Here is an 11,697-nt window from a genome sequence, read left to right on the forward strand (position 1 = left end):
TGGGGCGAAACCAAATTAACTCTTTTTGGCAGGTATTTTTTTCTGCTCCGCCATCATTTTGTCTACTGCTGCCAAAGACTCTTTAGCCTGCGGAATATTTTGCTGTGCCAATGCAGCAAAGATTTTTTTCGCTTCAGGCAAGTTTTGCTGCACGATACTGCCATTGGCAAACATATTGCCGACTGCCATCAGGGCAGGGATATAGCCTTTTTTAGCCAGATCCTGAATACTGCTTAAACCTTGCTGAATCGGTTTTTCATCTTTGTTTTTAAAACCAGAGCTGATGTCATATAAGGCTTTGGCGTGAATCGCTTGCATATTACCTTTTGTGATTAATGGTTGCAGCTTTTGTAGTCCGATCTTATTTGAGGCGGGAGTATTTTCAGCAAATAACAGCACAGCCAGATCTACACTGGCATCATCAAAGTTGGCTGCTGAGGCACGTTCCAGATACTGTTTGGCTTTGCTTAAATCCTGCTTTAGTCCTAATGTACCCGCCGCATAATTTTTGCCCAGTACATAATTGGCCACAGGGTAACCTTTGCTGGCTGCCTGTTCATAGAGCTGGATGGCTTTTTTCTCGTCTTTGGCAGTGCCCTGGCCGGTCTGGGTTAAATAGCCTAAGTTATATATGGCTTGGGCATTTCCCTGACTAGCCAATTGATTTAAGGCGTCATAGGCGCCTTTGAAATTATTGGCTTTCACCATGGCTTCAATTTTTACAAACTGGGGGTCAGCCTGATCTTTTACAGTATTTGCCAGAGTGAATTGCGCAGAAACTGCAAGAACAGTAGCGAGTATTAACTTTTTCATGGTTCCTATAACCTTATTATTGCTGGCACCTAAGTCCTTGGTGCGGTTTTAATCATTTTCACTTACATCATAAAAGGATTTTGTGCTTTGTAAATATACAATTTGTCATTAGAGTTCTTTCATAAATCATTTTTTAATTATTATAAATGAAATTCTATCTTCTTGTCGGAGACTTGCGCAGCATGCTCCTCCTCCCGAAGGGAGAAGGAGCGTTCAACCTCTATTTAAATATGAATAAAATTATCATTTCTTGAGTTATGAAAGGGATTTAATCAAAATAAATCATCAAAGCAGGATATACCGATTTAACCAGATCACTGATCTGGATAACTTTCCTATCAATCATTCAGATATTGAAAGGATTACTTTGCTTAAAGGAACTTCTCTGGTTAAATCTCGGTTTAAATCAGCCTCCCAGGATTGAGCCATGTTTGTCAAAACGATTAAACGCCACTATGACAGAATTAACGTAGATGACACGATTGCGGATGAAGACAAGATTGACGCACTGCTGATGAAGCTCGGTGCAGAATTTTTGATTAGTCAGGAAGACCGGGTCTACACCTTTCAAAAAGGTGAATTAACCACAAAATTTGATGCCAAACATGCTCGTGCTTATCACTTCAAAGATTATGTGGTGAAAGACATGAATAAGCTGTTTCATGGTTTCTAAAACAAAAAAGCCAAGAGTTAACTCTTGGCTTTTTTAGGGCCTAAACCGGAATTATTGCGGACGTGCTACATCACCGCTCAAAGCTTCAGGAAGTTCCAGAACCTCTAGACCCAACTCGGCCAATGCTTCAGGTTTGGCTACGACCAAGGCTTTATAGCCATCCTTCAGACTGATGCTATTCACGACTTCAACATTGTTGTTGAGCTGAGTGCCGACTACAGGTGCTTCACCCGTCGCTTGAATCAGATGCAGCCAATGTTTTGGCTTGGCTTTAAACCATAAGCGTGCAATGACTTCCTGACCTAAGTAACAACCTTTGTCATAGTGAATGCTTTCACGTTGATGTAAGCGCAATTCCTGTGGTTGAAACAGGGTCGCAGTGGCCGCCTGAATCCAGGCCTGACCTGATTCAATGGCTTGCTGCTCCCAGGTCGCCACATCGGTTTCAGTTGCAACAAAGTCAGTATGAATATCATTGATCACAGGATAAACCGCACCGACCAGTTCCAGTTTCATTTTTGAAAAGGCACCAAATTTTTTAATATGATTTGCCAGTTCAGTGGCCTGATCGTCAGTACTTACAATTTCAAAGCTTTCCGGACTGAGCTTTTTAAGCCATAAGCCAAATTGAATACGGCCTTTCAAGCTACAGATCGCGGTATAACGTGTCTGGTTTTCAGCCAATTTTTCAGTATTCAAAGTCACCTGACCTTGAAGGAATTTTTGTGCATCAACACCATTCAGACTAAACAATGTAAAAGCAGGAGACGTTGCCATGATAAGCCCCAGTTTGAATACTATAAATCAATGCAGTTATTGTGCAGCAAGCATCAAATAGAGGCAAACAAAAAAGCCAACAATCTAAATCATCGGCTTTTATGGAATGATAATATTTAGTGGTGATGGCTAGCCGGTAATGGCGAATCACACGGGAATTTACCGCCACAAATCCGAACATATTCCATCATGCCCTGATCTTCATGATCGAGAATATGACAATGCTGTACAAAATCACCTTCAAATTTCTTGTAATGGCTGCGGACAATTACCTGATACCCCTGTTTAACAAAGATTGTATCTTTAAACTGTCCTTTTAAGCCGCGGTATTGAATATCTTCCAGATTAGGATTTGGATCTACTGCCAGCGGAATATCGCTGACATCCTTACCCGTTGGATCCAGCACTTTTACAATCTGGAAGGGGTTTACATGGATATGATAAGGATGATTCAGGTTATTACTGCTAAGAATCCATTCATCAATTTGCCCAAATTCCAGTTTCCGTACATATGCACCTTCTACTGCATCCGCGCCGGTAAAGAGGTCACCAAAACTATAGATTCCCTCAATATCACTGTAACGGTAGCCAAACTTACCATTTGGACCAAAGCTGGCATCGAAGGTTGAGCGTTGTGGTGGACGGTTTTTTAAGCGATTTTCAATTTCAGTGGTCATCAGCGATGGATGGTCGATAAAGGCAGAAAGCTTTAACTGTGAGAGCTGGGTCTGAATTTCTTTGTTTAAGCCAATTTTCTGTGCCTGAGTTTGTAAAAACTGGGCTGGCGTTTGCGCTTTTAATTTACTCGCTTTGACATTCACCCATCCCAGTAGTTGGGCATTTAACGTATTACCCGGAGCGAGTTGAGGGGTAATTTGTCCGGATGTAGGGATGGTATTGATTTCATCATCAATGTTCAAGTTGGTGTCAAAAATACAGTATCTATTCGTGCTTGGGAAGGCGACCATCGCATCGTGACGGTAACCGGGTTGAAATATCGAGATTCTACGTGTCTGCACATGATCCATGGTTAAACCATCCTGAGCAATGGTATAGACCGGCAAGCTGGTGAGCTGATCAAAATCTGCTTTTTTGTCTTCTTCCTGAAATTCAGAACAAGCTTTAATGGTTTGTTCAGCGGTAAATTTTTGTGATTTTGGCAGTTCCTTAATAATAAGACCAAGGGTGTCGCGAACACCACCATGAATCATACGCCAGCGCTTAAACTGGTTTTGCTCAACTTGAATCTCGCCATGTACTTTACCATTAATCGAGGTGTAATAATGATTTGCTCCCCATGAATTAAAGGCATTCAGGCCTTGATAATCTTCCAGCATACCGACTTCACCAGCATCACAATTATTGAGATTGGTTGTACCTGTCGGGTGAGTGCATCGATACTGAATTTGCTGAAACAGGAGGATATTTTCATTAGAATAGCTGTTCTTGCCTTTATCTTTCCACAGAATATCCATGTCTCCCGTCGATGTGATTTTGCCATTCCTGACTTGAGGAATACGGCTGCCTTCTACGATTAATGGGCCAGCCATGCCGCTAGAGACCTGAATAGCCGTTGAACCATGTAGATGAGCGTGATACCAGTAAGTACCCGCAGGATGATTTGGTTCCATTTTGAATTGATAGTCAAATTTTTCCTGTGGTTTGAACTTCAGGAAAACATTGTCGCTATTGCCTTGCGGGCTGACCCAGAGGCCATGAGTGTGCAGATTGGTGGTATTAAAACAATGTGGGTCATTCGCATCGAGAATATGTTCTGGGCAGGTTGCTGTGGACTCCGTGGGCAGTTGGTTATTCAAATGCACAGAAAAGGTTTCTCCCTGTTTGACCCGAATCTGGGGCCCGACCAGCCGGTCTTCGACATATTCACCTGCTTTTTTCTTATTAAATAAACTGGGCTTGGTCACATAGCCACGGAGCACCAGTTGATCCCATGTTCCTTTTCTGGGGTTATACAACTTATCCGTTTTATACGCGATGATCAGTTCGTATTTGCCTTTGGCATTTTTCTGTAGCAATGGCGGATTACTGATCAGAGAATCCGGTGCAGTTGGAGCAGGTGGTGGCTGAGTCGGGTTGTTTGGGTTACTTGGATTTGACGGATTATTTGGATTTGAAGGGTTATAGGGGTTAGGAGGATTTTTAGCTCCATTCCAGTTTGATGCCAGTACGGCTATGACCGCTGCTATGACACCGATAATCGCAAGCTGTAACATCGTAATCACCTTTATCTACTTTTGTGATGAGTATTGTTGTTGTGAAGTAATTACTGTTTAGATTTACTTAATTGAGAGAAAAACTGTTATCACCAAATTAGGGGGAGGCAGATAAACGGTATGTCTAAAGTATTTTTTCTTTGGTGTTGAATGTGCTAATTTTTATGTAAATCTTTAATTATTCGATAATATTTATACATATTAAAATAGTTGTAAAATTTGTAAGAAAGTCTTACGAAAATTATGGAATTGAATCAGGACACAGCTTTTAAATGGTTCTATCGCTGAAATACGATGATTTTCGGAATTATTGTATAAGGATGTTTTGAAGATATGCTTAATATCCAGTTTTTATCAACAAGCCGCTTGCATATAAAGACCTAAATGTAAGAGAAGAGACTTATTTGGCTTTTAATAGTTGGCTTTTAATCGGTTATAGGGTCTATTCGCTGCTTAAAATACAGCTCATAAAAGTTGCATGAATATGAAATAAAGCCTGTTTATTGCGCCTATATGTTGATTGTTTTTTATGCTGTTGTGAGTGTCTCATACTAAAGAATGAGATGAATTTTCTACGATTTTTCAAAAAAATAGAAGTTTAGAGCCAAAATTCTAAAGGCCAGATAACAAATTTATTAAAATAGACCGATTTCTATAATTAAACTATTGAAAATTATAAGATTTGGGAAATGGACTTTCGGCAGCGTACAATGCCTTGATTAAAAACAAGTCATCAATAAATTTTGATGTGCAAAAAAGAGTAATAAACGAGGGCAGGCAAGCTATGAACAACAACTATCGTAAACCGCTGCAATCCACCCAGCTGGAATATTATGACGTGCGTCAGGCCGTAGAAGATATTCAGCCAGGCGCATATGCCAAACTTCCTTATACCTCCAAAGTGCTTGCTGAGCAGCTGGTTCGTCGTTGTGATCCTGCCATTTTAGAACAGTCTTTGCGACAGCTGATTGAGCGTAAACAGGAACATGATTTTCCATGGTATCCGGCACGTGTGGTCTGTCACGACATCTTGGGACAAACGGCTTTGGTCGATCTTGCCGGCTTACGTGATGCAATTGCAGAACAGGGCGGTGACCCGGCTAAAGTCAATCCAGTGGTACCGACCCAGCTGATTGTCGATCATTCATTGGCAGTGGAATTTGGTGGTTTTGATCCGGATGCTTTTGAGAAAAACCGCGCGATTGAAGACCGTCGTAATGAAGACCGTTTTCATTTTATTGAATGGACCAAAACCGCGTTTGAAAATGTCGATGTGATTCCTGCCGGTAATGGCATCATGCACCAGATCAACCTGGAGAAAATGTCTCCGGTGATTCAAAACCGTGATGGCCTGGCATTCCCGGACACCTGTGTCGGTACAGATTCACATACCCCACATACTGATGCGCTTGGCGTGATCTCGATTGGTGTTGGCGGCTTGGAAGCGGAAAATGTGATGCTGGGCCGTGCGTCTTGGATGCGTCTGCCGGATATTATTGGGGTGGAATTCGTTGGTCAGCGTCAGCCGGGCATTACCGCAACCGATATTGTGTTGGCACTGACAGAATTCCTGCGTAAAGAACGTGTGGTCGGGGCATACTTAGAATTTTTCGGTGAAGGTGCCGACAGCATGTCAGTAGGTGATCGTGCCACGATTTCCAACATGACTCCGGAATACGGTGCAACCGCTGCGATGTTCTATATCGATCAGAACACCATTGATTATCTGACTTTGACTGGTCGTGAAGCAGAGCAAGTCAAACTGGTTGAAACTTATGCCAAAGAGATTGGTCTGTGGGCATCGGATATGACTCAGGCAGAATATCCACGTGTATTACGTTTTGATCTTTCAACAGTAACCCGTAACATTGCTGGCCCATCCAATCCACATGCTCGTGTATCGACATCTGACTTAAAAGAAAAAGGCATTGCAGGCAATCTAGATGCTGCACGTGCGCAAGAAGCTGAAGGTTTAATACCGGATGGGGCTGTGATTATCGCGGCGATTACGTCTTGTACCAATACCTCAAACCCGCGAAATACCGTGGCGGCAGGTTTGCTGGCGCGTAAGGCCAATGAACTCGGTTTAGTCCGTAAGCCTTGGGTGAAATCTTCTTTTGCACCGGGTTCTAAAGCAGCAGCGTTATATCTTGAAGAAGCTGGCGTACTCAAAGATTTAGAAAAACTGGGCTTTGGTATCGTGGCTTATGCCTGCACCACTTGTAACGGCATGTCGGGCGCACTAGATCCAAAAATTCAGCAAGAAATTATTGACCGTGACCTGTATGCCACAGCGGTATTGTCGGGCAACCGTAATTTCGATGGCCGTATCCATCCTTATGCGAAGCAGGCTTTTCTGGCATCTCCACCACTGGTGGTGGCGTATGCGATTGCCGGTACGATTCGTTTTGATATCGAAACGGATTCACTTGGTAATGACAAAGATGGCAACCCGATTTATCTAAAAGACATCTGGCCATCGGATGAAGAAATTGATGCACTGGTGAAAGAAGCAGTGAAGCCGGAACAGTTCCGTCAAATCTATATTCCGATGTTTGATTTGGGTGTGAATGAAAAGGCAGCAAGCCCGCTATATGACTGGCGTCCGCAAAGTACCTATATCCGCCGTCCGCCGTATTGGGAAGGTGCCCTCGCTGCACCACGTACCTTAGCCAATATGCGTCCACTGGCGATCTTGGGTGATAACATCACCACCGATCATTTGTCACCATCCAATGCGATTGTGCTCGACAGTGCTTCAGGCGAATACCTGAAAAAAATGGGCGTGCCTGAGGAAGACTTTAACTCTTATGCAACGCATCGTGGTGATCACCTGACCACACAACGTGCAACATTTGCCAACCCGAAACTGTTTAATGAAATGGTGGTGCGTTCAGACGGCAGCATCAAGCAGGGTTCGAAAGCACGTGTGGAGCCTGAAGGCGAAGTGATGCGGATGTGGGAAGCGATTGAAACCTACATGAACCGTAAGCAACCGCTAATTATTATTGCAGGTAAAGACTATGGTCAGGGTTCGAGTCGTGACTGGGCGGCGAAAGGTGTGCGTCTGGCAGGTGTAGAAGCGATTGTGGCAGAAGGTTTTGAGCGTATTCACCGTACTAATTTAGTCGGTATGGGCGTTTTACCGCTTGAGTTTAAGCCGGGTACAGATCGTAAGACTTTAGGTCTTGATGGTACTGAGCTGTATAGCGTGATTGGTAATATTGCGCCACGTTCGACTTTAACTTTAGTAATTGAGCGTTCAACCGATGATGGTAAGAACCAGATTATTGAAGTACCAGTCACTTGTCGTCTGGATACTGAAGAAGAAGTGCATGTGTATGAAGCGGGTGGGGTATTACAGCGCTTTGCACAGGATTTTTTGGAAGGCCTAGTACATTGATGGTTTAAGTGAAAACTTATTGAAAAGAAAATTGAAGCCCAGTTAGAGAAGCTGAAACAGTTAAAAGCTCAGAAACAGGCTATCGAAGCAAGAGAACGCACCAAGAAAAAAGAACAGGAACGTAAGGACGATACTAGACGTAAAATTCTGCTCGGTTCTTATTTGATTAAAAAGATGAATGCTAATGAAGCAAATAAAGAAAAAATACTTGCTGAACTTAACGAGTATTTAACAGAAGATCGGGATAGACAGCTTTTTGATTTGCCTAATATTGAGATATCCAAATAATGCGAAAAACACTAGTTTTATGGGGTGGAATTTTAGCGACAATTATGAGTACGCAGAATCTTAGTGCTTGTGAGCCACACTCACCAGATGAGGTATTTATAGCAAGGGTTCAATCATTTGAATCAGGTGAAAATCAGACTAAATTTCAATTTTCTAACCATAATTTTATTTTTCGCCCATTAATGGCTTGGTTTAGATATTCTAGCCCAAATGAATGGAATAGCGATTTTAAAATTAAGAATATAAAAAAAGGAAGTTTGATCATTGGTTTAGCATATCCGCCAGATGGTAACCAAGCAAGAAAGTATCAGGTGAGTTCACTGGCATTACTTCAGTGTAAGAATGATGTTATCTCAATAAGTAAGCCATCCGTTCCTTTTTTAGTATGGAATAGAGAAAAAGGACATTGTTTCTATACGGATAAGAGTGGTCTACTGAACGGCTTTCTTGAAAAAGATCAGACTTATTATTTACATAAAATTCAAGCTAAATATCCGACTTGCCGTAAACTGTACTCAGCGTTCCCTATGACGTAATGTATATAAAATCTTAGTCTTTGAAGTCTGTTTCAGTCCGCAATGCTTTAAAAATCCGCTTTGCGGTTTCCTCTCGGACGGATGTAGGGTCACGTAAAATATTGGCAATCCATATTGAAAAGGCTGGGTAATCTTTATTGTCGGCTAAGTCAGAGATGCTATGAACCTTAGATAATACTGAACTGTAGGTCTTAATTTGACTGTCAGATAAGTTGCTGAACATATCTATAGTTTTTTGATCTCGCTGAGATTCTATTTTTTTAGGTGACAATTTTTGCTTAAATTTTAATTCTATGTGTGTGAACTTACGCCCTGTTTTTAACAGTTTATATTTGATTGTAATGGGAGATTTTTCATTAAGTTCATCAATTGCGGTATCTATTACCCATCTTTTTAAGTCTGCCGTTAATGGATACTTATTATTCAGATCAAGCATATTGCGCAAGTCATCAAGCCTTATTTTTCGATAACCTGTACTCTTGAATTGCATCATTAATTCATAAAATCGAACGCTATACCCACTACTTACTCCTGCTATGTCTTGAAGAAAATATTGTGTGAAGTTAGATGATAAGTTACTAATAAAGGGTAATACAGACTTACTAAACCTTATTGCCGCCAAAATATAATCTTCTGCATAAGGATCGCTCCCTGTCACCTCTTGGATAAATTCAGGATTAGCCAAAGCCCAATCACTATTGTATTTCATGATGTCTTGAACCCATCGAGTTTTAAATGTCCCTGCTTCAGTTGTTATTGTGATAACTCTATTAAAAAGTCGATCACATGCTTCTCTAATTTCTCTGCTTGCTGTTTTTGGGTTAACACCTAACTCAATAAATGATTCCCTTGTGACGCAATAACCTGTGTTATCTGTCACTTCTTCGCCTTTGGGTATACAGGCTATAGCCGCCAAAATTAAGCGCTGTTCATTCAAAGACAGTTGATAACTAGCTTCAATAATATTATTTGCTTTGACTACTAAGAGCTTACTCATTTTTGTATTCCTTATTATTAATTATGAGAATAATATATCACCTCATAGTTATGCGTCAATCCCTCATAGTTATGCGTCAATCCCTCATAGTTATGCGTCAATCCCTCATAGTTATGCGTCAATCCCTCATAGTTAAACCGTGCAAAGCCACGCACAGCATGGCTTTGAGTGGGGTCTAAAAATATTTAAAAATATTTAAAATATTAAAAAATAGGGAAATACTTAAAACTGCCCTATGTACTCGCTAAAGCTCGTACTCTATTGAAGCTCGTTCCTCGCTTCGTGGGGCAGTTTTTCGTTAATACTATTTGTGAAATCTAAAAGCAAAAGCATTGGTAATGTATTCGCTTCGCTCATACTTTTTGAAAAGCAAAAGCTCCAAAGTTCGCACCCATTCGGGATGCTCTGTATCTTTCGTTGTGAAGCAAAGGGGAGCTTGTAATCAGAGAAAAGGCGAGGGCGAAATTTTAATGATGCTCAATCACTCGTAGACACTCGTTCGGTTCTTATTATCTAGGTTTTAATTATTCACTGGAGCTAATCAAAACCGTGGAACATTGCTCAAGAAGTAAGCGTGGAACGTGAAAAATGCATAAAAAAGCCCAATCGGCTGTGATAGGGCTTTTCAAACAAACATAAGACACTGAAATTTAAAGATAAATTTAAAGCATTTCGTATAAGGTGTATTATGTTAATTTTAGGGAAACTTAATTCTATAGGTGATACCAATGGACAAAAAGATAGAAGAGAAAACTAAAGATATTAATGAAAAAATTCAAAAATTGGATTTAGCTATCCAAGAACTAATAGAAACTACAGACAATTTTTTTATTAATGATAAGTACTATGGAATTGAATGTGCTTTTATTTTAGACCATGCACTAAATATTAAAATGCACTTTTTCAACAAGTATCCAGCATTTGCACCACCTCACTTACGAGGAGTAGAAAATTATGATCGAATTATACATATTAGAGAAAATAATCCTGAAGATAAGCTAGAACAAATTTCTCCTCTTAAAGACTAAATTTTCTAATCGCGTACTTAGAAGCCCCTATTATTTAACATAATGGTGGTTATACGCAATACACTTGTATATTAATATAAAAATCAATGACTTAAAACTTCACACTCAACCCTAAAATCCGTAAAAAGCCGACTTTGAAACAAGTCGGCTTTTTTATGTTCGATTCTGTAAGCTTTTGCCAATAAAAAATGGAAGAACTTTGCAAAAGTTACAATTTTGTATTAACATTTTTATATTAACAAAAAGCGATGCAACTATGGAAATTGAGTTTTCATGGGATGAGCATAAAGCAGAAATAAACCTTAAAAAGCATGGTATAGCTTTTGAAGATGCGACATTGGTTTTTTACGATGCTCATGCCTTATATAAACAGGATCGCTTTGAAAATGGTGAATATCGTTGGCAAGCGATAGGTATGGTACATGGGCAAGCTGTTTTATTGGTGGCCCACACAGTACAAGACCATAATGGGATGGATCATATCCGCATTATTTCGGCACGACAGGCAGAGAAAAAAGAGAGGAAACAGTATGAGCAAAACCGTTACGTACAAAGTAGATTTGAATAAACCTCCTGTTTTGTCTGAAGAACAAAAGGCAAGACTTGAAGCTCTGGCTAAACGCGCAGACAGTGAAATAGACTTTTCCGACATTCCTGAACTTGATGAAAGCTTTTGGAAAAATGCTGTCCAAAATCCGTTTTATAAGCCAACTAAACAAGTGACTACAGTACGCATTGATGCAGATGTCATGCAATGGCTAAAAGCACAAGGCAAAGGCTATCAGACACGTATGAATAAGATTTTACGTGATGCAATGCTGAATGATTTAAAAAATCACCCATAAAAACGGAGCTTAAGCTCCGTTTTTTACAAACTATTTTTAAGCTTATAGAATCTAAATTCGGGGTAAATTAAACCTATAATAAAAAGAATGGTAAATGCTATCC

Annotated in this window: 11 protein-coding genes; 7 read left to right on the top strand and 4 right to left on the bottom strand. The window is 40.4% G+C overall.

Going from position 1 to position 11,697, the window contains the following annotated elements; translation table 11 throughout:
- Nucleotides 1–15: 15 nt before the first annotated feature.
- The gene (locus FTV48_RS07005) at nt 16–813 is read right to left on the bottom strand and encodes a tetratricopeptide repeat protein (protein ID WP_005097985.1); all 798 of its coding nucleotides are present in this window, start codon (nt 811–813) and stop codon (nt 16–18) included.
- A gap of 427 nt (nt 814–1,240) precedes the next feature.
- On the opposite strand from FTV48_RS07005, the gene FTV48_RS07010 reads away from it, so the two are divergent.
- On the top strand, nt 1,241–1,486 hold the full coding sequence (locus FTV48_RS07010) for a hypothetical protein (RefSeq protein ID WP_074383483.1): 246 nt from the start codon (nt 1,241–1,243) through the stop codon (nt 1,484–1,486).
- Between the two features lie 51 nt (nt 1,487–1,537).
- On the opposite strand, the gene FTV48_RS07015 is transcribed toward FTV48_RS07010, so the two are convergent.
- Together FTV48_RS07015 and FTV48_RS07020 are read right to left on the bottom strand one after the other, a co-directional pair.
- Nucleotides 1,538–2,263 (bottom strand): folate-binding protein YgfZ, encoded by a 726-nt coding sequence (locus FTV48_RS07015; protein WP_179999796.1) that lies wholly within the window; start codon nt 2,261–2,263, stop codon nt 1,538–1,540.
- Between the two features lie 116 nt (nt 2,264–2,379).
- Nucleotides 2,380–4,497 carry a multicopper oxidase family protein gene (locus tag FTV48_RS07020; protein ID WP_179999798.1) on the bottom strand — a complete coding sequence of 706 codons (2,118 nt, stop codon included), beginning with the start codon at nt 4,495–4,497 and terminating at the stop codon, nt 2,380–2,382.
- A 784-nt stretch (nt 4,498–5,281) separates the two neighbouring features.
- On the opposite strand from FTV48_RS07020, the gene acnD reads away from it, so the two are divergent.
- The 3 genes from acnD to FTV48_RS07035 are packed head-to-tail and all read left to right on the top strand — an operon-like array spanning nt 5,282 to nt 8,724.
- Nucleotides 5,282–7,900, top strand: coding sequence for a Fe/S-dependent 2-methylisocitrate dehydratase AcnD (gene acnD, locus FTV48_RS07025; protein WP_179999800.1), 2,619 nt, complete (start codon nt 5,282–5,284; stop codon nt 7,898–7,900).
- An 18-nt stretch (nt 7,901–7,918) separates the two neighbouring features.
- Nucleotides 7,919–8,188 carry a mobilization protein gene (locus FTV48_RS07030; protein WP_179999802.1) on the top strand — a complete coding sequence of 90 codons (270 nt, stop codon included), beginning with the start codon at nt 7,919–7,921 and terminating at the stop codon, nt 8,186–8,188.
- The gene (locus FTV48_RS07035) at nt 8,188–8,724 is read left to right on the top strand and encodes a hypothetical protein (protein ID WP_228271298.1); all 537 of its coding nucleotides are present in this window, start codon (nt 8,188–8,190) and stop codon (nt 8,722–8,724) included. The genes FTV48_RS07030 and FTV48_RS07035 overlap by 1 nt, the downstream gene beginning before the upstream one ends.
- A 13-nt stretch (nt 8,725–8,737) precedes the next feature.
- Here the strand turns inward: FTV48_RS07035 and FTV48_RS07040 are convergent, their stop codons facing one another.
- On the bottom strand, nt 8,738–9,721 hold the full coding sequence (locus FTV48_RS07040; RefSeq protein WP_151710986.1) for a RepB family plasmid replication initiator protein: 984 nt from the start codon (nt 9,719–9,721) through the stop codon (nt 8,738–8,740).
- A gap of 728 nt (nt 9,722–10,449) precedes the next feature.
- Here FTV48_RS07040 and FTV48_RS07045 point away from each other — a divergent pair.
- The 3 genes from FTV48_RS07045 to FTV48_RS07055 all read left to right on the top strand — a co-directional run bounded on the left by FTV48_RS07045 (nt 10,450) and on the right by FTV48_RS07055 (nt 11,594).
- On the top strand, nt 10,450–10,749 hold the full coding sequence (locus tag FTV48_RS07045; protein WP_000358348.1) for a hypothetical protein: 300 nt from the start codon (nt 10,450–10,452) through the stop codon (nt 10,747–10,749).
- Nucleotides 10,750–11,005: 256 nt separating this feature from the next.
- On the top strand, nt 11,006–11,317 hold the full coding sequence (locus FTV48_RS07050; protein WP_096902542.1) for a BrnT family toxin: 312 nt from the start codon (nt 11,006–11,008) through the stop codon (nt 11,315–11,317).
- Complete coding sequence (locus FTV48_RS07055; protein ID WP_096902543.1) at nt 11,280–11,594, top strand: BrnA antitoxin family protein; 315 nt, start codon at nt 11,280–11,282, stop codon at nt 11,592–11,594. The genes FTV48_RS07050 and FTV48_RS07055 overlap by 38 nt, the downstream gene beginning before the upstream one ends.
- The last annotated feature ends 103 nt before the right edge of the window (nt 11,595–11,697 follow it).

The sequence above is a fragment of the Acinetobacter sp. YH18001 genome, from assembly GCF_013416975.1.
In the GTDB taxonomy this organism is placed as follows: Bacteria; Pseudomonadota; Gammaproteobacteria; order Pseudomonadales; family Moraxellaceae; genus Acinetobacter; species Acinetobacter pseudolwoffii.

Coding starts and splice junctions, on each gene's coding strand:
- FTV48_RS07040 (WP_151710986.1), bottom strand. CDS start 9,721: ATGAGTAAGCTCTTAGTAGTCAAAGCAAATAATATTATTGAAGCTAGT.
- FTV48_RS07020 (WP_179999798.1), bottom strand. CDS start 4,497: ATGTTACAGCTTGCGATTATCGGTGTCATAGCAGCGGTCATAGCCGTA.
- FTV48_RS07010 (WP_074383483.1), top strand. CDS start 1,241: ATGTTTGTCAAAACGATTAAACGCCACTATGACAGAATTAACGTAGAT.
- acnD (WP_179999800.1), top strand. CDS start 5,282: ATGAACAACAACTATCGTAAACCGCTGCAATCCACCCAGCTGGAATAT.
- FTV48_RS07015 (WP_179999796.1), bottom strand. CDS start 2,263: ATGGCAACGTCTCCTGCTTTTACATTGTTTAGTCTGAATGGTGTTGAT.
- FTV48_RS07045 (WP_000358348.1), top strand. CDS start 10,450: ATGGACAAAAAGATAGAAGAGAAAACTAAAGATATTAATGAAAAAATT.
- FTV48_RS07050 (WP_096902542.1), top strand. CDS start 11,006: ATGGAAATTGAGTTTTCATGGGATGAGCATAAAGCAGAAATAAACCTT.
- FTV48_RS07005 (WP_005097985.1), bottom strand. CDS start 813: ATGAAAAAGTTAATACTCGCTACTGTTCTTGCAGTTTCTGCGCAATTC.
- FTV48_RS07055 (WP_096902543.1), top strand. CDS start 11,280: ATGAGCAAAACCGTTACGTACAAAGTAGATTTGAATAAACCTCCTGTT.
- FTV48_RS07035 (WP_228271298.1), top strand. CDS start 8,188: ATGCGAAAAACACTAGTTTTATGGGGTGGAATTTTAGCGACAATTATG.